The organism is Micromonospora sp. NPDC049175 (assembly GCF_043197345.1).
Lineage (GTDB): Bacteria > Actinomycetota > Actinomycetes > Mycobacteriales > Micromonosporaceae > Micromonospora.
Genome location: NZ_JBICSY010000002.1, coordinates 755,101 through 781,374, shown reverse-complemented (window position 1 = coordinate 781,374; position 26,274 = coordinate 755,101). Strand labels below are relative to the sequence as shown.

Here is a 26,274-nt window from a genome sequence, read left to right as displayed (position 1 = left end):
GACCACGAGCGGTGGTCCCAAGGAACCTCCGTCGGCCCCTTATCGTAGGGAAGCCCGCGACGGCACCCCGACCTGATCGTCGCGGATCCACCCCGCCGGAGGTAAGTCATGCGGACCCGCCGCGATCAGGTGCAGGCGTACCGCTTCGTCACCCGCCGGATCGTCTCCGCGCTGCTGTCGGGCGACCCGGAGACCACGAACCTGCCGATGCGACGGCTCGGCATGGCCGTCTTCGGCAGTGTCGTCGCCGCGGCCGTCGTGCTCGGTGGGGTCGGTGCCTACGGCCAGTTGACCGGCAACACGGTGCCACTGAAGGACCAGACGCTCGTCATCGAACGCGAGACCGGCGCGACGTACGTGTTCATGAACGGGCAGCTGCATCCGACGCTCAACTACACCTCGGCCCGCCTGGTGCTCAACCAGCCGGACGCGGCGGCCCGGACGATGTCCCAGGCGGCACTGCGGGACCAGCCCCGCGGGCTCACCCTCGGCATCGTCGGTGCGCCGGACGCCCTGCCGGGCCGCAAGTCGCTGACCGGCCTGCCCTGGTCGGTCTGCGACGTGCCCGACCCGGTCGACCCCGCGCGTTCCAGCACCCGGTTGGTGATCGACCGGGCGTTGCCCGGCGGCGTGCCGCTGGGCGACCGCGCGGTGCTCGTCGTGATGGACGATCAGCGGTATCTGCTCACCAACAACTCCCGCCTCCAGGTGCTCGACGGGGATCCGACGATCACGGCGCTGAAGATGTCCCGCGCGACTCCGCTACGGGTGGGTCAGCAACTGCTCAACGCCGTGCCGGCCGGGCCGCCGCTGCGCAAACCGGCGCTGCCCGGCGAGGGCGAGAGCAGCGTGCGGACGGTGGCCGGTCGGCCCGCCATCGTCGGTCAGGTGTTCAGCGCCGCCGGGCAGCACTACGTACTGACCCGGGAGGGTCTCGCCCCGATCAGTGAGATCACCGCGCTGCTGATGGTGCGCGGCGGCGGCCAGATCACCGACATCACCCCGGATCAGGCTGGCGAGCTCTACGTCGAGCAGCGGGTGGACGAGGAGGGGCTACCGACCGCGCTGCCGGCCGTCTACCAGGCCAGGCCCGGTCAGACCACGCTCTGCGCGACGTACCGGGCGGGCAGCGCGGGCGGCCAGCCGACCACCACCCTGGAGGTCTTCGACCGGGCGCCGGCCGAGTTGACCGCGGGCGGCCCGGTGCCGGCGCCCCAGACCAGGCGGGACGCCGTCCGCACGGCCGAGACGGTGCTGCTGCCCGGCGGCAAGGGCGTCATCGCGCAGGCCTCGCCCGGCGCCGGGACCAGTGGATCCGGCGCCGCCGGGTCGACGATCTACCTGATCACCCCGCAGGGCATCCGGTATCCACTCGGCTCGGCGGCGACACTCGACGTACTCGGGTACGGAGGGGTCACCCCGCTGGCGGTGCCCGGCTCGCTGCTCGCGCTGATCCCGACCGGGCCCACCCTCACCCAGGAGAACGCGATGGCGGTCTTCGCACCCGACGCCCCGGCTCCGGCCGCACCGCCAGCGGCCGCACCGCCGGCAGTCGTACCGCCGGCAGTCGTACCGCCACCGTCCGGCCCGCCGGTCGGTGGAGCGGGCGGCGGGACGCCGGCGGGATCGACCGGGGGCAACGGCTGAGCAGCCGTGACGGGTCGCACCGAAGTGCGGCGGTGGACTAACCTGAATGCCGCTGACGGTTGTCAACCAGAACGACGGGGATGTTGCCATGGCCGGGCGTACGGAAGTCGACCTGTTGTCCCTCGAGGACTTTCACGATCACCTCGCTTCGCGGTTGAGCCAGGTCGAGTCGGTGCTGCGCAAGCTCAACAACGAGATGCAGTGCCGCCCGCCGGCGTTGGGCTCGTTCTTCGACGCCACCGACAAGGCGCGTCGCTACAGCGAGGTGCACCAGTCCTATGTGGATCAGGCCGAGCGGATCCGGCAGGCGGTGCTTGCCGCGCAGCAGGCCACGGGCACGATTCTGACCAACTACCGCACCGCCGAGGCGCGTAACGCCGCCAACGCCACCGACGTGTCCGCGGCGCTGACCGGGGTCGATCGGGCGTTGCAGCCGAAGGAGAACGGCCGTGTCTGAGTACACCGCGCGCTACCAGGACAGCAGCCACCAGCAGTTGTACGACGGCGTGATGGCCGGCAAGCCGGAGCAGATCGAGGGCGTTGCCGCCCAGTGGGCCGAGCTCAAGGGGATTCTCGACGGGCTCGGCCGGGAGTTGAGCGGCGACCTGGAGAAGCTCGGCAACACCTGGACGGGGTCGGCGGGTCGGGAGTTCCACCGGCGGCTCAGCCTGATCGTCGCCCACTCCGACGCCCTGAGCGACGGGATGTCGGGCATCAAGCAGGGGCTGACCATGATGGCCGACCATCTGCGCACTGCCCACAAGCAGGCGGAGAGCCCCGAGGAGACCGACGACAACGACAAGGCGATCTCCGGCACGATCAAGGGTGCCACCACCTTCGGTCTGCCCGGCGCGATGGTCATGGGCTTCGTGGGTCACCAGCAGGACAAGCAGGAACAGGAGAAGGCCCACCAGCGGATGGTCAACCTGGTGGCCGAGCTGGCCAGCGGCTACGAGATCTCCGCGTACGACCGGGTGGTCGATCCGCCGCTGCCCGACCCGGACACCCCCAACCGGATCAACACGGAGCCGACGACGCCGCAGAGCGTTTCGGCCGTCGCCAAGGCGAGCGCCGGGCCCGGCAGCAGCAACGTCTCCGCGCACACCGGCGGCGCGACCATCTCGAAGCTTGAGCGCGCCGACCCACCACCTGTCCTCGGTGACGGCTCGGTCTCCGACCGGGGTGGCGCGGGCATCGGTGGCACGCCCGCCGTGACCGCCGGCCCGCTCGGCGCCGGCAGCGACGTCGACCGGGGCGGCACCGTCCTCGCCGGTGCGGATCCGCTGGTCAGCGGCGCGCTGCTCACCGGTGGCGCCGCCGCCGGGCTGGCCGGCCTGTCCGGCGCGGCTCCGGTGGCCACCGCGGCGAGCGCCGGCCCCGGGCTGCTCTACGGGGCGCCAGGTGGAGCACCGGCCGGTGGGGTCCTGCGCACCGCCGCGCTCGCCGGTTCGAGCGGCACCCCCACCTCCTCGGCTCGGCCGTCAGGTGGTGCGCCCCCGGCCGAAGGTCGGTCTGCCAGCGGCATCGGGCGCAGCGTGGACGGCCAGCGTGGCGGCAACGGCGGTCGGGCCGCGACGGGTGGTGTGGGTTCCGGCCGCAACAGCGCCGGCGTGCTCGGTGGGCGGGGTCGGCCGGAGGACGACGACTCCGACGAGCGGCTGACCTGGTTGACCGAGGACGAGATGGTGTGGCACGACGGCGAGCACGCCGCGCCGCCGGTGCTCGGCACCGGCAACTGACCACGACCCGCCGCAGGCCAACGCGCGGTGCCCCCGACCGGATCCGATCCGACCGGGGGCACCGCCTTTTCCGGGTGTCGTTCCCCGTCGTCCACAGTGCGCATGGTGGTGGCGGTCACGCCGCACCGGGCCGTCGCCGTGCTGCGGCACGGCGGGGCAGGCGATAGGTTTGTCGGGTGTCGTCCGCAGTGTTTGTCCGCCCGGCCCGTTGGGCTGTGCTGCGGTCACTGCGTGAGCTGACCCGACTGGCGATCACCGCGCTGGTGCTCGCGGTCGGCCTGGGCGGCGCCCTCGCCGCCTCCCCACCGCCCGCCTCGACGCAGCTACGGCCCAGCGCCGTGAGCAGCCGGGTGGCAAGTGTCCGTCCCGATGCCACGCCGGTCACCGAGCGGGCGGCCGAGCCCGCTGCCGCCCGGCCGGCCGGCACGACGGACACGGCCACGCTTGCCGGGCCGATCGCGGAGGGCCCAGGTCGGGCTCCCGCCGTCGATCCCGGCCGTGGCGCTGTCGCGCGACGCGGCCCACCCACCCGCTGATCCTGGCCCGGTGATCCCCGGGGCCCGGTCCCGGGTTGTCCGTCGCAGCCGCTGAGTCGCCCTCGACGGGATGACCCCGGCGCCCGGCCGACCGCCGCCGTCGGGCTCCTCCTGCCATCCGTCGATACCCGCCTTCGACCGCGAGGTGCTGATCATGCGAACCATCCTCTCCGCCGCCCTGCCCGACCTCTCCCGGGCCGCCGTCATCTGGCTGAGCCTGCTCGTGCTCGTCGCCGTCGCCGTCTCCGCCCTGCTGCTGCGGCCCGGCCGGCTCCGCCTCGACCCGGGCGCCCGGATCCGCCGCGCGGCCATGCCGAGCCAACTCGAACAGGCGCACGAGGAGCGGGAGCAGAGCCGCTACGCGCAGGAGGTCGCGGTGGCCGCGACGCGGGCGACCACCACCGCTTCGCGCCGCCGGACGGAGTGGGTGGCCGCGCAGGAGGAGGTCGAGGCGGCCTGGCAGGCGTACGAGGCCGCCGAGGCCGCCGTCCGACGCCTCGACGCGGCAGCCGCCATGCCACTGCCGCAGACCGTCCGGACTCCCGCCGAGTACGCGGACCGCGAGCGCTACCTGCACCGTGCCGCGCTGGACGCGTACTGGCGGCGGGAGTTGTCGGTGGAGCAGCTCAGCGACGTCTTCGCGCACCGCGACGGCTGGGACCCGCGGCTGCACCCGGTCGCGCAGGAACTGGTGCTGCGGCGGGCGATCCGGGACAACCTGGCGGCCCGGCACGCCGCGGCCCGCGACCAGGAGCAGGTTGCCTGGCGGGCGGCCGAGTTGGCCGTCGCGGCGGCCCGCAGTCTGCGCGAGGAGGCCCACGCCGCGACCGGGCGGCGGGTCGCGGAGTCGGCGTCGGTGCTGCCGCTCAGCGAGGTTGCCAAGCCGCTGGTCGAGCAGACCCGGGAGAACAAGGTCACCGCTCGCGGCCGCGCGGCGGTGCCCGCGTTCTGAGCCGTACGGCTTCCGGTGGGTTAGCGTGACGGCATGTCCCGACAGGCGTGGGTCCTCGTGGTGGTCGGCGGCATCCTGGCGATCGCCACGCTTGTCGGCGCCGTGGTGCTGGCGGTGCGTGTGGTGCGTACGCGACGGATGTTGACCGGCCTCGGGGCGGGCGGCAAGGTCGCCTTCTACGGCGCGCTCGTCTACACGATCTTCCCGATCGACATCCTTCCGGATCCGATCTACCTGGACGACATGGGTGTCCTGGCCGCCGCGCTGATCTACCTCACCCGGCTTGTGCACAAGCGTCGGGCCGCCGGCCACCAACTGCCCGCCCAGCCGGAATCGTCGACCGATCGGGAGCGGGCACGCCGTCAGGTGCCATGATCGGGGTCGGTTCGGTGGACAGGGGACGAGCATGGCGGGCGATCATCGGTTGGACGTGCGCGACGAGCGTGTTGTCGCCTTCTGCGCGGAACGTCACCTCGCGACCCTGACCACGATTCGTGCGGACGGGACCCCGCACGTCGTACCGGTCGGGGTGACCCTCGATCCGGCGGCCGGGCTGGCCCGGGTCATCACCTCCGGCAGCTCCCGTAAGGCCCGCCAGGTGGCCGCCGCCGGCGCGGCGGGCGCGGCGGTGGCGGTCTGCCACGTGGACGGCCGCCGCTGGCTGACAATCGAGGGCCGCGCGGTGCTGCGGTCGGATCGGGCCGCCGTGGCGGAGGCGGAGCGCCGCTACGCCGAGCGGTATCGGACCCCACGTCCGAATCCGGAACGCGTCGTCATCGAGATCACCGTGACCGGGCTGCTCGGCAGCCTGTGACGTAGCGCGCCGGAATCCCACCCCGCCGGCAGCGGTTGCACCTCTTCGGCGACACCCGCACCCAGGGCGCGGCCCGGTCGTCGTCTGGGCCGCCGCGGGTCGACCAGGGGCTTTGACACACGCCCGCGGGCCGGCGGAATGCCCGCCACCGCGGAGCCGTTACCTACCCGGTACGCCCAGGGCCGAGACCGGCCGCTGGTCGTCGCCCCGTGCTGAGCCGAGCGCCATTCCCGGTGCTGCTGCCCTCCGACGGTCGGAGGCGCACAACCCCCGAACGGAGACTCGACAATGAACCCGATCATCCAGAAGAGCGGGCTGTCCGTCGTCGGCATGCTTGTCGCCGGCGGTTGCGCCCTCGGCCCGGCGGTAGCCGCCCAGGCCGCACCGGCACCTGCCGCACCGACCTCGTCGAGCCAGACCGACAGGTCCGCCGAGCGGATCCTCGACGTCGACTACCAGGCTCAGCCGAACTTCTTCTACTGCGGCCCGGCCGCGACGCGGATCGCGTTGTCCGCCCAGGGCAAGGCGCTCGACCAGGACGCGGTGGCAAACCTGCTCGGCACCACCGAGGCGGGCACCCCCTCGGCGCTGGACACCACCCGGGTCCTGAACCAGCTGACCGGCGGTAAGTACCGGACCACCGAGATTCGTGACTCGGTGGCCCGCCCGGACCAGGTCGAGCAGCTCCGCCGGGACGTACGCGCCGCGGTTGACGCCGGTCGACCGGTGGTGGCCAACATCAAGGGCACGACCGTGGACACCGACGGCAACCCGCACTCGTACGAGGGCGGCCACTACCTGACCCTCGTCGGCTACCGCGACGGTGGCGACACCATCCGGGTCGCCGACCCGGCCGACCCGGCGCTCGGCGAGTACTGGGTGAGCCTGCCGAAGGTCGCCAACTGGATCGCGGAGCGCGGCTACTCCGCCTGACAATCCGAGCAGGTCACCGGGCCGGTCGCTTCCTCGCGGGGCGACCGGCCCGGCCGTCGTCGCGCATCCGGGCGGCCAGGTGCGCACGACGGCGGACCCGGGCGGCCCGGGTCGGACGGATCCGCCGCAGGTGTCGCCGGACCGGCGGGTGGACCTGGGCTATGCCGACGCCCGCCGCCCGGCGCACGATCCGATTGGCGTCGTCGGGCTCACAACCGGACGCCCGGAGCAGGTCGCTTGCCGACGTCCGCAACCCGGTGACGAGCGACTCGCCGAACGACTTGACCCCGCTCGCGGAGGCTCGCCCGGCCAGCTCGGCGCACTGCTCGACCAACCGGCGGGTACGCCGGGGGTCGTCACCGGTCCGGCTCTCCGTCCGCATCTCCGCCACCGCCTGACCCAACCGGCCCATCGCGTCCGGCAGCTCGGGCGGGATCGGCTCGTCGTACTGCAGTGCTGTCGACGCCCACCGAGCCAGTGCGCGGGTGTCCAGCAGCAGCCGCTCCAGGTGATCGGCGCTGCGGGCGTACCTGTGGTACTGCTCGCGGCGGTGCCAGCGGGCCGGAGCGATCGTCACCACCTCCTCCGCGCCACTGAGCGCGTCGTGGAGCCGGCCCAGGTCGTCGTCGGTGCCACGCAGCTTCTCCAGGACGCGCATCGTCCCGTCGCCGTCGCGCGCCCGCAACGCGGTCGCCAGGTCGCCGAGTTGCGCGCAGAGGGTCGCGTAGATCGGCGCCGCGGCCCGGTCCAGCACCCGCATCGGGTTGATCGGCAACAGCAGCGCGACCACCACCAGGCCAACCACCCCACCGACGAGCGCGTCGAAGATCCGGGGCACCTCCAGCCCTCGTTCCATCGGGGCCAGCGTGGCGATCAGCACGGCGGTACCGCCGGCCTGCCCGACGAGCGGGCCGCCCTTGCCGGCCACCAGCAGCGCGGCGGCGATGGCCAGCGCGACCACCACGCCGGTCTGCCACGGGCCGGAGCCGAGCAGGAAACGCAACGTGTCGCCGATGACGATGCCCAGGGCCACACCGGCCAGCAGCGCGAAGGTGCGCCGGGCCCGCTGTCCGATGGCGGTGGCGATCGTACCGACGGCGGCGGCGGGAGCGAAGACGTGCGATCCGGGGCCGAGCAGATTCTTGGCGAGCAGCGCGGCGATCGCGGCGGCCAGCCCGGCCTGGAGTGAGATCACCAAAGTGACCTCCCACTGCCGGGCCCGGATCCGTCCGGCCTGCCCGCTGCGGTGGCGCACCCGCCGGACCGCCCGGCCGCTCCGCTCGGCGGCGTCGTCGAGCCGCGTCTGCTCGCGGTCGGCGGGTGGGCGGTCGTCGGCCATGGCGGCGGTTACCCCGACGACGGCCGGGCAACCGTGCCGGTCGTCCACCACGGGCACCGCGGGCACCACCGGTACCCATCGTCACCCATGGGTTTGTGCAGCCCCGTGGGGGTACCAGGGCCACACACCTCCCACCGATCCGCAACCGGTAAGGGGCCGTCAGATGCGTAACCGAGAGACCACCGACGACCATGACGTCGTCGACATCCTGGTCGCCGACCACCGCGAGGTCGAGGCGCTCTTCGTCGAGTTGGAGACCCGGCAGGGCACCCCCGAGCACCGCCGCCACCTCGTCGACGTGGTGATCGCCGAGCTTGTCCGCCACACGGTGGCCGAGGAGGCGTACGTCTACCCGATCGCCCGTAAGGCGCTGCCCGACGGTGCGGAGATCGCCGACCAGGAGATCACCGAGCACGCCGACGTCGAGCGGACCATGAAGGACCTGGAGTCCGTCGACCCGTCCGACCCCCGCTTCGACGAACTCCTCGCCCACCTGACCAGCACGATTCGACACCACGTACGGGAGGAGGAGAACGAACTCTTTCCTCGCCTGCGCGCCGCGACCGCCCGGGAGGAGTTGATCGAGGCGGCCGACCGGGTGGCGACGGTCAAGAGGATCGGTCCGACCCGGCCCCACCCGGGCGCACCTGACCATCCGCCGGCGAACCGACTGCTCGCCCCCGGCATCGGTCTGGTCGACCGGATCCGCGACGCGCTGAGCGGCCGGCCCAGCTCGATGGACGAGCTACCCGGGAGGCAACAACACTGACGCCGGGCGATCCGCGAACGCCCACCCGGTGGACGCCGGCCGGCGTACGATCCGCGCGGGCAGCGACCAACGCAGCGGTACGGGTGTCAGCGCTCCACCGGCTGGGTACCGACCTCGCCGAGATCGAGGAGGACCGACATGGCCGCAGACGGACCCGAGGCGACAACAGGCGGCCCCGGGCCGCGCCAGACCTGGGCGGCCCTGCCCTGGCTGGTCCGGACCGCCGTGTCGTGGAGCGCCTGCCTGGTGGTGGTCATCGCCGGTCTCTACCTCCTGGGCAAGATCGCCGTGCTGCTGGCGCCACTGGCCATCGCGCTGGCCGCCACCATCTTCCTCACCGCGCTGCTTGACCCGGTGTTGCTGTTGCTTCGTCGGCTGCGCCTGCCGGCGGCGCTGGCCGCGCTGTGCACCGTACTGCTGCTGCTCGGCATCCTGGTCGGTGTCGGCGCCCTGGTGTGGAATCTGACGGCCAGCCAGTTCGACCAGCTCAGCCAACAGTTGACGGAGGGGGTCGAGCGCAGCCGGGACTTCGTGACGTCCACGCTGCCGGTCAGCGACGCGCAACTGGACCGGCTGGTCGACCAAGCCCGGGAGGGCCTCAGCGGCAGCTCGCCGGACCCGGTGGCCGGCGCCCGGACCGCCACCGAGGTGTTCGGCTCCGCGCTGCTCGCCCTGGTGCTGCTCTTCTTCCTGCTCAAGGACGGCCGGTCGATGTGGCACTGGGTGCTGTCGCGGGTGTCCGGCGCGAACCAGCCGGTGCTGGCCGAGGCCGGCCGGGCCGGTTGGCAGACGTTGGGCGCGTACAGCCGGGGCACCATGCTCATCGCCGCCATCGACGCGCTGGGCATCGGGTTGGCGCTCGTGGTGCTGCGGGTGCCGCTCGCCCTGCCGCTGGCGCTGATCACCTTCCTCGGCGGTTTCGTACCGATCATCGGGGCGACGGTGGCCGGCGCGGTCGCCGTGTTGGTGGCACTGGCCGCGAACGGCCCCACCACCGCCCTGCTCACCCTGGCCGCCGTGATCGCCGTGCAGCAGATCGAGGGCAACCTGCTGGAGCCACTGGTCATGAAGCGACAGGTCCGGCTGCACCCGGCGGTGATCCTGGTGGCGGTCACCGCCGGCACGCTGATCGCGGGGATAGCTGGCGCGTTCGTCAGCGTCCCGATCACCGCCGTCCTCTGGCGCGTCATCGACACCGTCCAACAGCGTCGCGCCGCCTCGGCCCTCACGTCCGGAGGGTGATGGTCAGCGCAGCTTCGTGGTGAACCAGGCGCCGGCCTGCTCGGCGACCTGCTCCAGGGTGCCGGGCTCCTCGAAGAGGTGGGTGGCGCCCGGGATCACCCGCAGCTCACCGACCTCCCCCAACTCCGCGAGCGCCCGCTCGTTCAGCGTGATCACTTCCTCGTCCAGGCCGCCCACGAGCAACAACGTCGGGGTACGCACCTGGGCCAGCGCCGCGCCGGCCAGGTCCGGCCGGCCGCCCCGACTGACCACGGCGCCCACCCGATCCGCGCGGGACGCCGCCGCGACCAGGGCGGCGGCGGCACCCGTGCTGGCACCGAACAGACCGATCGGAACGTCACCGGCGGGCCGCTCGACCGCCAACCAGTCGACGATCCCGGCCAGCCGGCTGGCCAGCAGTCCGATGTCGAACCGCAGCTCGGCGGTGCGGGCGTCCACCTCGTCCTCGGCGGGGCTGAGCAGGTCCACAAGCACCGTCGCGAGCCCGCGGTCGTGAAGCGTACGGGCCACCGCCACGTTGCGCGGGCTGTGCCGGGAGCTGCCACTGCCGTGCGCGAAGAGCACCACACCGACCGGCTGAGCGGGCAGCATCAGGTCGGCGGGGAGCGCAACGTCCCCGACCGGGATGGTCACCGTGCCGCGCTGCTCGTCCATGTCCCCACCTCCGCGGTGCTCGCCGGTGCTCCGGGTACCCCGCCCGCCGCGCGGCACGCCCGTCGGCGGCCGCGTCGGTCCGGGCCGTGGGCACGCGGCCGGGCCGCGTTTGCCCGCTAGGGCGCCGGGTACGCGACGAGCGACCGCAGCCCGTGTCGGCGCAACCGCGCCCCGACGGATCGCGAGGATCGCCATGGCCAAGCAGCAGATTTCCCAGCAGCAACAGCTGACCGAGCGGACCCAGCGGGAACAGGACGCCGAGCGCAATCGGGACGTCGGGGATCAGGATTTCGGGGACCAGGCCGCCTCGGCCCGGCTGCCCGACGACCCGAAGGCGGCGGCACCCCGGGACGCGATCGGACGGCCGTCGACAGGCGAACCCGTCTGACGTGACGTGGTGGTGCTGGTCGGGGCGGGAGCAGTCCCGCCCCGACCGTCACGTCACGTTCGCGCGTTCGGGCAACCGCAGCAGCGGTGACCTGCCCGGTGGCTGCTCGGGCGGCGGGCCGGCCGGCTCGGCCGGCGGCACCGGCACCGTCACCGGTTCGTCGCAGGTCACCCGCAGCACCTGGTCGTGGTGGCGCAACTCCACCACGTCGTCCGGACCGCCGTGCCGCAGCGAGTACGTCGTCTGGTGCGGGCGGACATCCACCCGCAGCGCCAGCCCCCGCCACTGCAGCGAGAACTCCAGCCGGCTGAGTCGGCTGGAGAGCCGGGGCGCGAAGGACAACTCGCCGTCGTGGTCCCGGAGCCCGCCGAGCCCACTGACCAGGGCGAGCCAGGCGCCGGCCAACGACGCCATGTGCACGCCGTCACGAGTGTTCTCGTTGAGGTCGTGCAGGTCCATCAGGGCGGCCTCGCGCAGGTAGGTGTGCGCGAGTTCCGGGTGGCCCACCTCGGCGGCGAGCACCGCCTGCGTGCAGGCCGACAGCGACGAGTCGCGGACGGTACGGCGCTCGTAGTAGAGGAAGTTGCGGACCTTCTGCTCGGGGGTGAACGCGTCCCCCCGCCAGTGCATGGCGAGGACCAGGTCCGCCTGCTTGACCACCTGCTTGCGGTACAGCTCGAAGTACGGGTAGTGCAGCAGCAGCGGGTATTTTTCCGCCGGGGTGTGCGCGAAGTCCCACTCCTGCAGCCGGGTGAAGCCCTCGACCTGCTGGTGCACGTCGAGTTCCTCGTCGTAGGGAATGTGCATGGAGGTGGCGGCGTCCCGCCAGCTCGCCGCCTCCTCGTCGGTGACCCCGAGGTGGAACGCCTCGTCCCGGTAGCGCATCACGACGTCGGCGGCCGCGAGCAGGTTTCGTTGCGCCATCAGGTTGGTGTAGATGTTGTCGTTCTTCACGGCGGTGTACTCGTCCGGGCCGGTGACACCGTCGATGTGGAACTGGCCGTGCCGGTCGTGGTGGCCGATCGAGCGCCACAGCCGGGCGGTCTCCACCAGCAGCTCCAGCCCGATCTCCCGCTCGAACTGGGTGTCCTCGGTGACCATCACGTAGCGGCGCGCGGCGTCGGCGATGTCGGCGGCGATGTGGAAGGCAGCCGTGCCAGCCGGCCAGTAGCCGGAGGATTCCGGTCCCTCGATGGTCCGCCAGGGGAACGCGGCACCCCTGAGGTTGAGCGTCTCGGCGCGCTCCCGCGCGGAGTCCAGCGTGCTGTGCCGCCACTGCAACGCGCTGCGCACCGCGCTCGGCTGGGTGTAGGTGAGCACCGGGAGCACGAACATCTCGGTGTCCCAGAAGGCGTGCCCGTCGTAGCCGGGGCCGGTCAGCCCCTTCGCCGAGATCGGCCGTTGCTCGGCCCGCGCCCCGGCCTGGAGCACGTGGAAGAGACCGAACCGCACCGCCTGCTGCACCTCGGGGTCACCCTCGACGAGCACGTCGGAGGCGTCCCAGAACGCGTCGAGGTAGGTGCGCTGCTCCCGGTGCAGGCCGTCCCAGCCGTCCAGTCGGGCGCCGGCGAGCGCCGCGCCGACCTGGTCGCGCAGCGCGGGCAGCGATCGCCGACTCGACCAGCTGTACGTCAGATACTTGATCACCCGTAGCTTCTCGCCGGGCTTGAGCACGCAGGCGATCGTGGTGCGTACCCAGTCCTGGTAGCCCTCGGACTCGATCGTGGTGTGGTCCGGGCCGTGCACCTCGTGCTCCATCGCGGCGGCGACCCGCAGCCCGGAGACCTTGGTGCGGTGGATCAGCTGCCCCCCGTCCGGGGTGGTCAGCTCCTCCTCGGCCTGAAGGGGTGACTCCAGCACCGCGGCGACCCGAGGGTCCTTGCTCTGCGCGGGCAGCGACTCGTTGGCCACCAGCTCGGACTGCACGATCAGCCGGAGCGGGCCGTCGACGGCCTCCACCTCGTAGCTGATCGCGGCGACCGACCGCTGCGTGAACGAGACCAGGCGGGTGCTGCGGACTTTTACCTCCCGGCCGGCGGGTGAGCGCCAGTGCAGCTCCCGGTGCAGGGTGCCGGCCCGCATGTCGAGGATGCGCTCGTGGGCCAGCAGCTCCCCGTATCGCACGTCGAGTGGTTCGTCGTCGACGAGCAGCCGCATCAGCTTGCCGTTCGTGACGTTGACGATCGTCTGCCCGGACTCGGGGAAGCCGTAGCCGGCCTCGGCGTACGGCAGCGGGCGCAGCTCGTAGAACGAGTTGAGGTAGGTGCCGGGCAGCCCGTGCGGCTCGCCCTCGTCGAGGTTGCCGCGAAGCCCGACGTGCCCGTTGGAGAGCGCGAAGACCGACTCCGACTGGGCCAGCACGTCCATGTCGAGCCGGGTCTCGCGGACGTGCCACGGCTCGACCGGATAGGCCCGCTCCCGGATCACGCGCGGTCCCGTTGGGTGCTCGGTTGGTGCGCGGCGGCGGTGCGGGGTGGCCCCGCCGACTCGGCGGCGTCGAGCAGCTCGGCCAGGTCACGTACCACGATGTCGGCGCCGCGCGCGAGCAACTCGTCGGCCTGCCCGACCCGGTCGACGCCGACCACGTAACCGAAGCCGCCAGCACGGCCGGCGGCCACGCCGGAGAGCGCGTCCTCGAAGACGGCGGCCCGCGTCGGGTCCACGCCGAGCAGCCTGGCCCCGGCGAGGAACGTGTCCGGTTCCGGCTTTCCGCGCAGCCCTTCGGCACGCGCCACCAGCCCGTCGACGCGGGCCTCCAGCAGCGGCGCGAGCCCTGCCGCGGCGACCACCTCGCCTCCGTTGGCGCTCGCGGTCACCACCGCCCGGCGCAGCCCGGCGGCGGCTGCCGCTTGCAGGTAGTGCACCGATCCGGGGTAGACCTCGACGCCGACGTCGTGCAGGTGTTTGAGCAGCAGCACGTTCTTGCGGTTGCCGACGCCGTTGACGGTGTCGGCGTCCGGTGGGTCGTCCGGGGTGCCCTCGGGCAGCACGATGCCGCGGGAGGCGAGGAACGACCGGACGCCGTCGGCGCGGGGTCGGCCGTCGACGTAGCGGTTGTAGTCCGGCCCGGGATCGAAGGGTTGGAACGGTTCGCCGGAGGCGGTGGCACGCTGCCGGAGGAACTCGTCGAACGTCTGCGTCCAGGCGGCGTTGTGCACACGGGCGGTCTGCGTCAGCACACCGTCCAGATCGAAGAGACAGGCGGTCACGTGAGCGGGTAGGCCCAGCACGGTACGAATCTATCCACCCCGCTGGGCCGGCAAACCCGTTTCGGCCTCCTCGACACGGTTTCAGTTGGGTCGCAGCGTCCAGATCACCGTCAGGGCCGAGGTCGGCGTGCCGTCCTCGGTCGTGATCTCCACGTCGACGCCGAACTCCGGCCGCCGGCCGGACTCGAACTCCTCGATCACGTCGAGGGCCGGCCGGCCGAGCCGGGCGGTGGCCCGCACCGGGCCCATGGCGAGCTTGCGGTAGGCGATCTCGGCGCGGACGGCGAGCGGCACGGCCCGGTCGAGCAGGTGCCCGAAGGCCGCCAGCACGACCGCGCCGGAGGCCGTCTCGCCGAGGGTGAAGATGGCGCCGGCGTGCGGGCCGCCGACGTGGTTGTGGGTGGCCGGCGAGTCGGGCATCCGGACGACTGCCCGGACCCCGCCCGCCGCCTCGGGCGCCACCTCGACAAATTCGAAGCCGAGGGTACGGGCGAAGGGCACCGCTTCGAGCATGCCGGCCGCCACCTGGCGGGAGTCGATTGTCATGAGCTGACGTTACTAGCCGGTAACGTGGCCGGCAACCAGGACTTTTCCGCTTTCGCCAGGCCGTCAGAGATTCGCGATCGTCCGCAGGATCTCCGCGTAGAAGTTGCCGTCGATGCTGCGGAAGAACGCGAAGTCCTGACCCGGGTCGCCGAAGAACGGACGCAGCGTCCACGCCAGTTGGGTGCCCACGAAACCGAAGAGCAGGATCCAGATGTAGAGCAGTGTCATGCTCGCCGGCCGCTGCGTCGGCTCGCCGCGTCGGAGCGAGCGGTCATTCCACGAGGGCGGGTAGCCGGGCGGCAACGTGCTCGCGGCACCCGCGGGCTGGCCACTCCACTGGGCCGGCACGTGCGCCGGCGCGGCGGTCGCGCCGTTCGGGGTGGGTTCCGCCACCGCGACCGCGGTCGGTGCGGCCGCCGGCTCGGCACTCGCGCCGGCGACCGGAGCGGCTGCCGGCGTCGACGCGGCGGGCACCGCGGCCGGCACGGCCGGGGCCGGGGCGTTGGCGGGCGCGTTCACCTGGGCGTTGGCGGGCGACGGCGCGAGCAGGCCGTTGTCGTTGAGCACCTGCATGCCGCTGGTCAGGAAGCGCAACCCGACAAGTGCCGACAGGGCCAGGATCGCCACGTTGAGCAGCTTGAAGAACCCGTAGTCGTTCGCGGTGATCAGGAAGAAGAGGCTGATCGGCGCGAACGCCACCGCGAGCATCGAGGTGACGGTGATCGCCACCATCACCAGCGCCAACGACTGCCGCACCGAGAGCCGCGCGCCGAAGACCAGGTTGAACAGGTAGAGCGTGGGCAGGCAGATGGTCAACGTGACCAGGAACAGCAGGGGCAGCTTCAGCGCCGAGGTCAGCGCCATCAGCGGGCTGTGGAAGAAGCCGAGCACCGCCCCGTAGCAGGCCAGCGCGATGGCGGAGCTGGCCAACATCCGCCCGGTCAGCTTGTTCAGGTCACGCTCGGCCACGATCTGCTGCCAGATGCCCTCGCGGTCGCGCAGGATGCGCTCGATGACGAGCGGGCTGGGACGGTCACCCGACACGGGCGCACCCCTTTCGATGGTCTGTCACTGTGGACTGGGTGGGCAGACGGTAGGGCACCCGGGACTCGGCCGCCACCCTGCTCCGGCGAGTCGTCAGCGCCAACCCACGTCGATCCGGGCGCCCCGCTCGTCGAAGAAGTGCAGCGCGTCCATCCGCACCGAGACGGCGAGCGGGTGACCGGCGCTGACCGCCGGGTACGGCGCCAGCCGCACCGCCAGCTCCGCCGGGCGGCGGTGGTGCCGGCCCGGATCGGGAAGCACGCTGGTCTGGGCGCCGCTGCTCGGCGCCTCCTGCGGCTCCACGGGCTTACCGGTGAGGCGCTGCATCACCGAACCGAACCGCCGCAGGCCACGCTGGCCCACCGGCGGCGGGTCGAGCGGAGCGCCCATCTCGTCGACCATGATCGCGGTGGCGCCGATGTCGAGGAACGCCAGCGACTCGTGCCCGTGGTGCTCCAGGTAGCGGATCCGCCCGCGCAGCACGTCGCCCGGGCTGTCCGGTGCGACAGGGGTGAGCGCCTCGGCCCGCATGCCGACCACGATCCGCTCACCGTGGTAGTGCGCCACCGCCCGACTGCGGATGTCGTTCCAGGGCAGGTAGAGCGACTGGTCACCGAGGTTCAGCGTGACGTACCGGTCGAGGTGGACGTAGACCGACGCCTCCAGCAGGTTCATCCGCGGGCTGCCCAGGAAGGCGGCCACGTAGAGCGTCGCCGGCCGGCCGTACACCTGGGTGGGTGTGCCCACGTCCTGGAGGACACCCTTACGCATGATGGCCACCCGGTCGGCCATGGTGAGCGCCTCGGCCTGGTCGTGGGTGACGTAGACGGTGGTGACGCCCAGCTCCCGGGTCAGGCCGGAGATCTCCGCGCGCAGCTCGGCACGCAGGCCGCTGTCCAGGTTCGACAGGGGCTCGTCCATGAGGAACAGGCCGGGCCGACGGACGATCGCCCGGCCCATCGCGACCCGCTGCCGCTGCCCGCCGGAGAGCTGGCCAGGCTTGCGGGCCAGCACGTCACCGATGCCCAGCGCGCTGGCCACGTCACCGACCCGCTCGCCGCGCGGCTCCGGCTCCACACCGGCCAGCCGCAGGGGAAAGGCGATGTTGTCGCCGACGGTCATGTGCGGGTAGAGCGCGAAGTCCTGGAAGACCATGGCGATCTTGCGGTCCCGGGGCGGCAGGTCGTTCGCCAGCTCTCCGTCGAGCAGGACCGCGCCGCTTGTCGGCTCCTCCAACCCGGCGATCATCCGCAGCACGGTGGACTTTCCACAACCGGACGGCCCGAGGAGCACCATGAACTCGCCGTCGTTAACATCAAGATTGATGCTGTCGACGGCCATGGTGCCATCCCTGAATACCTTGGTCACATCCTTGAGCGTGACGGTGCTCACCGTCGTCCCCCCCAGTTGGTCGGCCGAACCCCTGAAGACTGTGACCAGGATCATTGCTTTAGGACATCGGGTAAACGTCCTATGTTCAGACGGTGACGCCGCTATTAAGCGACAAAAGTCCGATCAGCAACGCGCGGACCGCTCACCCGGCTCACCGAGGAACACCTGACGCACCACCCGCTCCGCCGCGTGCCCATCGTCCAGTGTGCAGAACCGGCCCCGAAACCGCGCACGGGCCTCGGCCGCCGCGTCCGACCGCACCGCGCCGGTCCGAAACAGGTCGAGCAGATCGTCGAAGGTGGCGGCCACCGCGCCCGGCGGCTCGGCCGTCACGTCGAAGTAGACACCGCGGGCCAGCCGGTACGCCTCCCAGTCCGGGGCGTACAGCACGATCGGCCGGTCCAGCACCGCGTAGTCGAACATCGCCGACGAATAGTCGGTGACCAGCACGTCCGCCACCAGGTAGAGATCCTCCACCCGCTGGTGGCCGCTGACATCACGGACCCGCTCCCAGTCCGCCGGCCGACCGGGACGCCGATCGCGGTCGTGGAAGTAGTGACTGCGCATCAGCAGCCGGCCCGAGTCACCGAGCGCCCGCACGAACCGGTCCGGGTCGAACGGCGGCCGGTAGCCGGGCAGGTGCTCGCGGTGCGTCGGGGCGTACAGCACGACCTGCTCGTCGGGGCCCAGGCCGAACTCCGCGCGCAGTCGGCGCACCTCGTCCGGGCCTGCGGTGACCAGGCGGTCGTTGCGCGGGTAGCCCACCTCCAGCGTCGTGTACGAGGCCGGGTAGGCCCGGTCCCACATCTGGGTGGAGAAGCTGTTCGCGCTGACGCTGTAGTCCCAGCGGTCCACCCGGCGCAGCAGCCCGGCGAAGTCCATCCGTCCCGCGCCGATCGGGTAGCGCTGCTGATCCAGCCCCATCACCTTCACCGGCGTGCCGTGGTGGGTCTGGAGGTGCACCTGCTCGGCTCGCTTCCGGACGAAGTCCGGGAAGTTGACGTTGTTGACCAACCACCGGGCGCGGGCCAGCACCCGGTAGTACGCCGGGGTGCCGGCGACCACGTACTCCACCCCGGCCGGCACGGCGTCCACCCGGTCCCGACGCACGATCCACACTCCGCGCACCCCCGGCGCCAACCGGCGGGCCACCTCGTAGATCGCCGCCGGGTTGCAGGAGTAACCCCGGTACCAGTAGGCGGCGTACACCGCCAGTGTCGGATCGACCGGCCGCCGCAGCTCGGCCCGGTAGTACTCGCGCAGCAACCCGTCGCGGGTCAGCCGAGCGCCGCGCCGAGCGACCGGCCCGACCCGACGCCGGGCGGTGCGCACCTGCCGGCGGGCGGCGTCCCGGGCCCTGCTCGCGGCCCGCAACGCGCTGAAGGTGTGCCACCGGCCGGACGCGACGAGCCGGTGCTTGATCCCCTCCACCCCGTCCGGCACGGGATAGCCGCCGGGCGGCAACCAGCGTTCGTAGTCGGCGGTGATCTGCGCGAAGAACGCCGGCCGCAGCTCCGGGGCGATCCGCTGGCCGTTGCCGAGCACGGTCAGGTAGTGCCAGATCATCCGCTCGAAGACCGCCGGTCGCAGGGCGTCCGTCGCCGACCCCCACGCGTCCATCAGGTGGAAGACCCGGTGCCACTGGGGGAAGACCTCGAAATGCCGGTCCCCCCGGGTCCGGGTGATCGCGCCGGCGCGGCGTTGCCGGTAGTTGACGCAGACCCGGTCCAGTACGCCGATCCGCTCCGCCGCCATCAGCACCGGGTAGCTGAACGAGACGTCCTCGTACCAGCCGGGCGCGAAGCGCAGCCCCAGGTCGGTCAGGAACTCCCGGCGGACCAACCGGTTCCACGCGGTGTGCAGCAGGCGCATCGCCGCCGGCCGCTCTCGCAGCCGGAAGGTGTCCGTGCCGGGCGACTCGGGGAACACCTCGGCCATCGCGCTGCGGGTGGCGGTGTCGTTCCAGTGGGTGCGGACGTGGTCGACGAGCAGCACGTCCGGGCGGGTCGCCCGCAACCGCTCGGCGACCTCCGGCAGGCACTCCGGCGCCAGCCAGTCGTCGCCGTCGAGGAACCACACGTACTCGCCGACGGCCCGGTCCAGCCCGATGTTGCGGGCCGGACCGAGGCCGACGTTCTGCGGCAGCCGGACCGCACGGACCCGCCGGTCGCGGGCCGCGTACTCGTCGATGATGTCGCCGCTGGCATCCGGCGAACAGTCGTCGACGGCGATCACCTCGATGTCGGTCTCCGGCTGACCGAGGATGGAGTCCAGGCACTCGCGCAGGTATCCCTGCACCCGGAAGGCCGGCACCACGAAGCTGATCAGGGTCATCCGGCCGTCCCTCCGTCAGCGTGGCGCGGCACCTCCGGCGCCCACCGGCGCGACAAGCGCCCGCGCGCTACGGGCCGGTCGGACGAACCAGGCCAGGACGACGCTCACCACGAAAACCACGAGAAGGTACGCACCGAGTGTAGCCAGCCCGATACCCGCGATGCCGGCAATCGCCGCGAGGGCCAGCAGCACCGACCGCCCGTCCCAGCCCAGCGTGGCCGCGTGCAGCGGTGGCGCCGCCTGCCGCTTCTCCAGCCGGGCCGTCAGGTCGTAGTGGTGCACGGTGAGCACGAAGACGTACCCGAAGATCAGCCAACCCGGCACGTCGCCGACCACGCCGACCGCGATGGCGAACAGGTACTCGGCCGCCCGCAGCGCCGCCGGCACCAGCCAGTCCAGCGGCCCGTTGTGCGCGGCCCCGGCACCCAGCCCACCGACAAGCAGCACCAGCAGCGCCACCGGCACCGCCCAGCGCAGCCCGTCCGGCGCGTCGCCCAGCAGCGCCACGACCAGCAGCACCGCCGGGCCGAGCGCGGCGATCACCGCCAGGGTGAGCGGCCCCATCGGGCGGACCACCGGCAGCCGCCGGGCCAGCGGCCCGTCGTCGCGGTGCAGGGTGGCGTCGACCGTGTCCAGCACCGGCACCCACATCCAGCGGGCGCGCAGGGTCCGCAGAGCCCCGGTGTACGCGAACGCCAACACCCCCCAGACCAGCACCGCGATCAGGCTGACAAGCGGATTGAACAGCGCCACGGTCAGCGCGATCAACGCCCAGCGCTCGCCGATCGGAAAGACCACGGTCCGCTTCAGCCAGTACGACACCGACCCGGTGTCCGCCTGCACCCGGGTCGACGCCGCGTTGAGCCGGTCACCGATCCCGCCGCTGGCACTCGCTGCCGCCCGGGGCCGGCGGGCCGCCTCGTCGTGCAGCACCCCGTACCAGGTGTCGGTCATGTGCCGGACGGTCTGCAACGTCATCGCCGCGATCGCGAGCGCCCAGCCGTTGCCCAGCCCGGCGTGGCTCACCCCGAAGCCCAGGCCGGCGTAGACCAGGTATTCCTTCGCCCGGTCCGCCATCGTGTCCAGCCAGCCACCCCAGGCGCTGAAGTGCCTGGTGTAGCGGGCCAACTGCCCGTCCACGCAGTCCAGCACGAAGCCGAGGTAGAGCAGCACCGCGCCGCCGACCAGGGCGGGTCGCCCACCGACCCCGAACAGCACCGCCGCGGCCAACGCGAACAGCACCGAGATCGCCGTGACCCCGGTCGGGGTGAGCCGGAGCCGGGCCGACAGCCGGACCAGGTACGGCGACCAGGTGCTGACGAAGTAGGTGGAGAAGAAGTCGTCCTTCTCCTTGACCGACAGCCGCAGCTCGGCCCGGTCCTCGTCGACGGCGGTCACCGCCGCCTCGGCAGCCGCCAGGCCGGGCGCGTCCGCGACCCGGTGCGCGACGAGCAGGCGTACCCGCTGGGCGAAGATCAGGGTGCCGAGCGCCGCGAGGCCCGCGACGAGCCGGTCCACGGCGGACCCGGGGCCGCCGGCTACCGGCCCGCCGGACCCGGCTCCCCCGGTCGCCGGCAGCGGCGCGACGTCGCCGGCCGGACCGATCGGGGCGGCGACCGGGAGCGTGCCGCCCGCGGCGGCCCGGGCGGCGGCGGCAAGCGTCGGCAGGTCGTCCACGCCGACCCGCAGCGCGCCACCGAACACGCCAGTGGCGTCGCCGTCGAGGGCGTCCAGCGGGCCGGCGTCGACCACCTGACCGCGTTCCTCGCGCACGGCGGTCCGACCGGGCACCGGCGGGTCGGTCAGCACCAGCGCCACCGTCGGCCCGACCGGGCTGGTGGCCAGGTGCCGCAGCACCGCCGTGTGGGCGACCAGGTCCGCGCCGGTGATCAGCAGCGGGCCGTTGGCGGCGTCGGCCAGGGCGGCCAACTCGTCGAGGTCACCGGCGAACCGCACCTCGTCCGCCCCGGCCCGGCGCAGTTGGGCGGCCAGCCGCTCGGTGAGCGGCTCGCCCGTCGACGTGGTCAGGCCCGCCGCGGGTGTCCCGGCGGCGAGCACGATCGCGAGCGTCACCGCGGAACCGCGGCGTGGTACGCGTCGAGCGCCTCGGCAATGGTGCCGTCGAGCGTCAACCGGCCCGCGTCGAGGTACAACCCCCGACGGCAGAACCGGGTCAGGTCCTTTTCGTTGTGTGACACCAGCACCAGCGTGCGCCCCTCCCCGAGCAGACGATCAATCGTCGCGTAGCACTTCTTGCGGAACTCCGCGTCTCCGACCGCGGTCACCTCGTCCATCAGCAGGATCGGGTGCGGCAGGTGCGAGATGATCGCGAAGCCCAGCCGCACCTTCATCCCCGACGAGTAGTGCCGCACCGACGTGTCGATGGCACCCTGCACCTGCTCACCGGCGAACTCGACGATCTCGTCGAAGTGCCGCCTCAGATAGCCCGCCGACAGCCCGTGCAGACCACCGACCAGGTGCAGGTTCTCCCGCCCGGTCAGGTCGTTGGAGAAACCGGCCGACAACTCCAGCAACGGCGCCACCGCGCCGTGCACCCGGATGCTGCCCTCGTCCGGGATGAGCACCCCGGCGATCAGCCGCAGCAGGGTGCTCTTGCCGGTGCCGTTGCGGCCGATCACCCCGACGGTCTCGCCCGGCTCGACGGTGAACGACACGTCGCGCAGCGGCCAGAACTGGCCGGGCAGGGCACCGCGCCCGCCCCGGTGGATGAACAACTCCCGCAGCCGCAACTGCCGGCGCCGGTTGCGGACGAAGCGGATACCCAGGCCGTCGGCCTCGATGATCGGCGCGGCCACGTCAGAGTTCCTTGAGCACGGCGGGTTCCAACCGGCGGAACGACCACCAGCCGGCGGCGAGCACCAGCACACTGCCGACGACGGTCGTGGCGAGCAGCCGGGCGTCCGGGAACTCGTCCGGGTACCAGATCGCGTGGTGCAGCTGGAAGATCCCGACCAGCGGGTTCAGCTCGTACACCACCTTCAGCCAGCCCGGCAGATCGGACTCCCGGACCAGGCTGAGCGGATAGATGATCGGCGTGGCGTAGAAAAGCACCCGGATGATCAGCCGCAGGAACCGTTCCACGTCGCGCATCAGCACGTTCCACGCGGACAACAGCAGGGCCAGCCCGGTCAACAGGACGGCCTGGACGACGACCGCGAGCGGCAGGGCGAGCAGCGACCAGCCCGGGTGGATCCGACCGTGCACCGCGTAGATCACCGCGATGGCGATCAGGATCGGCAGGCCGGCGGCGTACTCGGCGAACCGGCCGGTGACCCGCCCGATCGGGAAGACCTGACGCGGCACGTTCATCGTGGTGATCAACCGGGACTGGCCGGTGAGCGCGTTCGTCGCCTCGCTCAGCGCCGAGCTGGTCCACATCCAGGCGAAGATCCCGGTGATCAGGAACAGCGGGTACGACCCGGCCGCCTCGCCCAGATGCCGGCCGGTGTCCCGGGAGTAGAGCACCCCGAACACGAACCAGTAGATGGCACCCATGCCGAGCGGCTCGATCAACGACCAGAAGTAGCCAAGCACCGACTGCTGGTACTTGACCGCCAGATCCCGTCGGACCAGGATGCGCAGCGAGTTGCGGTGCGACCACAACGCCGCGACGCCAGAGGTCACCGCGAGCCTCCCGCCTCCTGAAACGGACGACAGGTTAGCAGTCGGTGAACGAATGCCCGGAATCGACCGGACTCAGCACTCGATCACGTTGACGGCCAGTCCGCCACGCGCCGTCTCCTTGTATTTGACCTTCATGTCGGCGCCCGTCTCCCGCATGGTCTTGATGACCTTGTCCAGCGACACCTTGTGCACACCGTCGCCGCGCAGCGCCAGCCGGGCGGCCGTGATCGCCTTGATGCTAGCCACCGCGTTGCGCTCGATGCAGGGGATCTGCACCAGGCCACCCACCGGGTCACAGGTCAACCCGAGGTTGTGCTCCATCCCGATCTCGGCCGCGTTCTCCACCTGCTCCGGGGTGCCGCCGAGCGCCTCGGCCAGCCCGGCCGCCGCCATCGAGCACGCCGAACCCACCTCACCCTGGCAGCCGACCTCCGCGCCGGAGATCGACGCGTTCTCCTTGAACAGCACGCCTATCGCGCCGGCCGTCAACAGGAACCGCACCACGCCATCGTCATCAGCGCCCGGGACGAACCGGGTGTAGTAGTGCAAGACCGCCGGAATGATCCCGGCCGCACCGTTCGTCGGCGCGGTGACCACCCGGCCACCGGCCGCGTTCTCCTCGTTCACCGCGAGGGCGAACAGCGTCACCCAGTCCATCGCGTGCAACGGGTCGGGCGTCCCGGCGTCCGCCTCCAGGCCACGCCGCAGCTCCGCCGCCCGCCGCCGAACCTTCAACCCACCCGGGAGTACGCCGTCGCGCTCGCAGCCGCGCTGCACGCACTCCCGCATCACCCGCCAGATCTCCAACAGGTCGGCCCGGATGTCCGGCTCGCTGCGCCAGGAGCGCTCGTTGGCAAGCATCACCTCGCTGATCGACAGGCCCGTGGAACTGGTGACGTCGAGAAGCTGCGCCCCGGTCAGGAAGGGGTACCGCACCCGCGTGCTGTCCGGCTTGATCCGGTCCGCGCCGGCCGCGGCCTCGTCCACCACGAACCCACCACCGACGGAGTAGTAGGTACGGCTGCGCACCTCGGCGCCGGCACCGTCGTACGCCGCGAAGGTCATCCCGTTCGGGTGGTACGGCAGCGAACGACGCCTGTGCAACGTCAGGTCCCGATCCGGATCAAAGTCGATCTCGTGCGTGGCCAGGATGCTGATCCGCCGCTCGGCCCGGATCCGCTCGACCCGAGGACCGACGGTGTCCGTGTCGACAGTCTCCGGCGACTCGCCCGCCAACCCGAGCAACACCGCCGGACCACTGCCGTGGCCGTGCCCCGTCGCACCCAACGAGCCGAACAGCTCAGCCTGCACCCGTGCGACGTCGGAGAGCAGCCCGTCGGCCTTGAGCCCGCCGACGAACGTCCGCGCGGCCCGCATCGGCCCCACCGTGTGCGAGCTGGACGGCCCGATACCGACGCTGAAGAGGTCGAAAACACTGATCATGGCTGCGCTTCCTCGCCGTCGTCCCGGCGTACGGGACCCGGCCGCGCCAACACCGCCGACCTGGCAGCCCTGCTCGTGATCGACCGGGGTATGAGTTCCGGCCGCCCGGGGTGTGGAGGGCCGATCTGCCAGCGTACCCGCCCAGCTCAACGCCCAGCCGGCCGCCGGGAGTGTGCACCTGACCGCCATCTCCCCGCCACCCGCACCCCGCACCCCGCACGGAATGTCGCCGCGCCGTACCCCGCACCCCGCACCCCGCACGGAACGTCGCCGCGCCGTACCCCGCACCCCGCACCCCGCACGGAACGTCGCCGCGCCGTACCCCGCACCCCGCACGGAACGTCGCCGCGCCGCACCCCGCCCCGCACCGCCGCCCGCGCCCCGCCCCGCCCCGCCCCGCACTGCACCGCCGCCCGCGCCCCGCCCCGCACCGCCGCCCGCGCCCCCACCGCGCCGCCGCCGCGCAAGATCGTGCTCGATCCAGGATCTAGTGGTATCCCTCCGTATGGATGCCACTACAACCAGGATTGAGCGCGATCTTCGTCTGCTTCTCCGGACGCCGTCTGCTTCTCCGGACGCCGTGGCCGGCGGAGGCGGCGGGTGACTCGGGGAGGCGTCAGCGAGGGGCTGCCCGGGTAAAGCACCTACGGGTCCACGGGTCGCCGCTCATCCTCGGGACGGAGGGCGAGGTGGCCACCCCCTTCTACCGTGGATTGCAGACGCGGCGCACCGCCGCAGAGTGGGAGTACGACGATGAGTCGCAAACTGGTCCGGCCCCGCGAGGGGCGCATGCTCGCCGGTGTCTGCGCCGGCCTCGGTCGGCGGTTCGGCATGTCCGCCGGGATGGTCCGGCTGCTGTTCCTACTGTCCCTGCTGCTGCCCGGCACCCAGGTGATCGTCTACCTGGTCCTCTGGGTTCTCATGCCGAATGAGGACCGCTACCTGGCCTCCACCCAGCACTGACGCTCACCTCTCGCCGCGCGCCACCAGCGCCCCCGTCGAGGCCAGAACCCCTGACCGTGAGGCAGCAACTTCACCGAAGTTGCTGCCTCACCAGCGTCAGAGGCAGCACGATCCCCGAAGTTGCGCAGATCTTGCCCGGTGAGCACCGGGCGACACGGGCAACGACCGAGCGGCGCGGCGCGGCGCGGGACAGCACGGCGCGGCGCGGGGCAGCGCGGGGCAGCGCAGCGCGGGGTGGCGCAGCGCGGCGCAGCGCGGGGTGGCGCAGCGCGGCGCAGCGCGGGGTGGCGCAGCGCGGCGCAGGGCGGCGCAGCGCGGCGCAGCGCGGCGCAGGGCGGCGCAGGGCGGCGCAGGGCGGCGCAGCGCGGCGCAGTGCAGGGCAGCGCGGCGCAACGTCCGAGCGGCGCGGGGCAGCGCAGTGCCGGGCCCGAGCGGGGCGGCGTCCGCGCGGGGCGTGTTCCTCTAGATCCACTCGGGTTTGCTGAACCCGGGGTGTCCGGGGGGTCGCGATACCCCGACTTCAATGAAGCCGAGTGGATCATGGCGTGCGCGTCGCGCGAAGGGCCGCGCGTCGCGCACGCTCGCGCCACGAACGCAAGGTCCGCGTCACACGCCAAGGCCGCGTCACACGCCAAGGCCGCGTCGCGCGAGGAGTGCGCAGCGCGCGAGGGTCCGCGCGCGAGGA

General features: G+C 72.3%; 24 protein-coding genes. 12 read left to right on the top strand and 12 right to left on the bottom strand.

What is annotated here, in order from left to right:
* Positions 1 to 108: 108 nt before the first annotated feature.
* From eccB to ACGFH8_RS10545, 8 genes are all read left to right on the top strand, one after another.
* A complete protein-coding gene (gene eccB / locus ACGFH8_RS10580) occupies positions 109 to 1,647 on the top strand; it encodes a type VII secretion protein EccB (RefSeq protein WP_393365889.1) in 1,539 nt (512 codons plus the stop codon).
* A gap of 46 nt (positions 1,648 to 1,693) precedes the next feature.
* On the top strand, positions 1,694 to 2,104 hold the full coding sequence (locus ACGFH8_RS10575) for a hypothetical protein (RefSeq protein ID WP_393365887.1): 411 nt from the start codon (positions 1,694 to 1,696) through the stop codon (positions 2,102 to 2,104).
* Positions 2,097 to 3,386, top strand: coding sequence for a WXG100 family type VII secretion target (locus ACGFH8_RS10570; RefSeq protein ID WP_393365886.1), 1,290 nt, complete (start codon positions 2,097 to 2,099; stop codon positions 3,384 to 3,386). Before ACGFH8_RS10575 ends, ACGFH8_RS10570 begins: the two co-directional genes overlap by 8 nt.
* 176 nt (positions 3,387 to 3,562) lie before the next feature.
* Positions 3,563 to 3,922 carry a hypothetical protein gene (locus ACGFH8_RS10565; protein ID WP_393365884.1) on the top strand — a complete coding sequence of 120 codons (360 nt, stop codon included), beginning with the start codon at positions 3,563 to 3,565 and terminating at the stop codon, positions 3,920 to 3,922.
* Positions 3,923 to 4,076: 154 nt separating this feature from the next.
* Positions 4,077 to 4,874: a hypothetical protein gene (locus tag ACGFH8_RS10560; protein WP_393365882.1), complete on the top strand. Its 798-nt coding sequence runs from the start codon at positions 4,077 to 4,079 to the stop codon at positions 4,872 to 4,874.
* Positions 4,875 to 4,907: 33 nt separating this feature from the next.
* Entirely contained in the window at positions 4,908 to 5,249 is a 342-nt protein-coding gene (locus ACGFH8_RS10555; protein ID WP_393365881.1) for a hypothetical protein, read from the top strand.
* 31 nt (positions 5,250 to 5,280) lie between these two features.
* On the top strand, positions 5,281 to 5,688 hold the full coding sequence (locus ACGFH8_RS10550) for a pyridoxamine 5'-phosphate oxidase family protein (protein WP_393365879.1): 408 nt from the start codon (positions 5,281 to 5,283) through the stop codon (positions 5,686 to 5,688).
* 288 nt (positions 5,689 to 5,976) lie between these two features.
* Positions 5,977 to 6,621, top strand: a complete 645-nt coding sequence (locus ACGFH8_RS10545; protein WP_393365877.1) for a C39 family peptidase — start codon at positions 5,977 to 5,979, stop codon at positions 6,619 to 6,621.
* A 13-nt stretch (positions 6,622 to 6,634) separates the two neighbouring features.
* Here ACGFH8_RS10545 and ACGFH8_RS10540 read toward each other — a convergent pair whose 3' ends face one another.
* On the bottom strand, positions 6,635 to 8,017 hold the full coding sequence (locus ACGFH8_RS10540) for an FUSC family protein (RefSeq protein ID WP_393365875.1): 1,383 nt from the start codon (positions 8,015 to 8,017) through the stop codon (positions 6,635 to 6,637).
* Between the two features lie 106 nt (positions 8,018 to 8,123).
* Here ACGFH8_RS10540 and ACGFH8_RS10535 point away from each other — a divergent pair, with 106 nt between their 5' ends.
* Positions 8,124 to 8,729, top strand: a complete 606-nt coding sequence (locus ACGFH8_RS10535; protein WP_393365873.1) for a hemerythrin domain-containing protein — start codon at positions 8,124 to 8,126, stop codon at positions 8,727 to 8,729.
* A gap of 138 nt (positions 8,730 to 8,867) precedes the next feature.
* Complete coding sequence (locus tag ACGFH8_RS10530) at positions 8,868 to 9,971, top strand: AI-2E family transporter (RefSeq protein ID WP_393365872.1); 1,104 nt, start codon at positions 8,868 to 8,870, stop codon at positions 9,969 to 9,971.
* A gap of 3 nt (positions 9,972 to 9,974) precedes the next feature.
* Here the strand turns inward: ACGFH8_RS10530 and ACGFH8_RS10525 are convergent, their stop codons facing one another.
* Positions 9,975 to 10,625 (bottom strand): dienelactone hydrolase family protein, encoded by a 651-nt coding sequence (locus ACGFH8_RS10525; protein WP_393365870.1) that lies wholly within the window; start codon positions 10,623 to 10,625, stop codon positions 9,975 to 9,977.
* 193 nt (positions 10,626 to 10,818) lie between these two features.
* Between ACGFH8_RS10525 and ACGFH8_RS10520 the strand changes: the two genes are divergently transcribed.
* On the top strand, positions 10,819 to 11,013 hold the full coding sequence (locus ACGFH8_RS10520; RefSeq protein WP_393365868.1) for a hypothetical protein: 195 nt from the start codon (positions 10,819 to 10,821) through the stop codon (positions 11,011 to 11,013).
* 48 nt (positions 11,014 to 11,061) lie between these two features.
* Here ACGFH8_RS10520 and ACGFH8_RS10515 read toward each other — a convergent pair whose 3' ends face one another.
* The 10 genes from ACGFH8_RS10515 to ACGFH8_RS10470 form a co-directional block, all read right to left on the bottom strand.
* On the bottom strand, positions 11,062 to 13,440 hold the full coding sequence (locus tag ACGFH8_RS10515; RefSeq protein ID WP_393365866.1) for a glycoside hydrolase family 65 protein: 2,379 nt from the start codon (positions 13,438 to 13,440) through the stop codon (positions 11,062 to 11,064).
* Entirely contained in the window at positions 13,437 to 14,243 is an 807-nt protein-coding gene (locus tag ACGFH8_RS10510) for an HAD family hydrolase (RefSeq protein WP_393365864.1), read from the bottom strand. Before ACGFH8_RS10510 ends, ACGFH8_RS10515 begins: the two co-directional genes overlap by 4 nt.
* Positions 14,244 to 14,303: 60 nt before the next feature.
* Entirely contained in the window at positions 14,304 to 14,768 is a 465-nt protein-coding gene (locus tag ACGFH8_RS10505) for a DUF4442 domain-containing protein (protein WP_393365862.1), read from the bottom strand.
* Positions 14,769 to 14,831: 63 nt separating this feature from the next.
* On the bottom strand, positions 14,832 to 15,812 hold the full coding sequence (locus tag ACGFH8_RS10500; RefSeq protein ID WP_393365860.1) for a hypothetical protein: 981 nt from the start codon (positions 15,810 to 15,812) through the stop codon (positions 14,832 to 14,834).
* 93 nt (positions 15,813 to 15,905) lie between these two features.
* Entirely contained in the window at positions 15,906 to 17,204 is a 1,299-nt protein-coding gene (locus ACGFH8_RS10495) for an ABC transporter ATP-binding protein (protein WP_393367064.1), read from the bottom strand.
* 123 nt (positions 17,205 to 17,327) lie between these two features.
* A complete protein-coding gene (locus ACGFH8_RS10490; protein WP_393365858.1) occupies positions 17,328 to 19,538 on the bottom strand; it encodes a CDP-glycerol glycerophosphotransferase family protein in 2,211 nt (736 codons plus the stop codon).
* Between the two features lie 15 nt (positions 19,539 to 19,553).
* Positions 19,554 to 21,611, bottom strand: a complete 2,058-nt coding sequence (locus ACGFH8_RS10485) for a DUF5941 domain-containing protein (RefSeq protein ID WP_393365856.1) — start codon at positions 21,609 to 21,611, stop codon at positions 19,554 to 19,556.
* Positions 21,608 to 22,354 (bottom strand): ABC transporter ATP-binding protein, encoded by a 747-nt coding sequence (locus ACGFH8_RS10480; protein ID WP_357072614.1) that lies wholly within the window; start codon positions 22,352 to 22,354, stop codon positions 21,608 to 21,610. The genes ACGFH8_RS10485 and ACGFH8_RS10480 overlap by 4 nt, the downstream gene beginning before the upstream one ends.
* 1 nt (position 22,355) lies before the next feature.
* Positions 22,356 to 23,183, bottom strand: coding sequence for an ABC transporter permease (locus ACGFH8_RS10475; protein ID WP_393365854.1), 828 nt, complete (start codon positions 23,181 to 23,183; stop codon positions 22,356 to 22,358).
* A 72-nt stretch (positions 23,184 to 23,255) separates the two neighbouring features.
* Positions 23,256 to 24,626 (bottom strand): L-serine ammonia-lyase, encoded by a 1,371-nt coding sequence (locus ACGFH8_RS10470; protein ID WP_393365853.1) that lies wholly within the window; start codon positions 24,624 to 24,626, stop codon positions 23,256 to 23,258.
* A gap of 753 nt (positions 24,627 to 25,379) precedes the next feature.
* On the opposite strand from ACGFH8_RS10470, the gene ACGFH8_RS10465 reads away from it, so the two are divergent.
* Complete coding sequence (locus ACGFH8_RS10465; RefSeq protein WP_088951236.1) at positions 25,380 to 25,589, top strand: PspC domain-containing protein; 210 nt, start codon at positions 25,380 to 25,382, stop codon at positions 25,587 to 25,589.
* Positions 25,590 to 26,274: the final 685 nt, after the last annotated feature.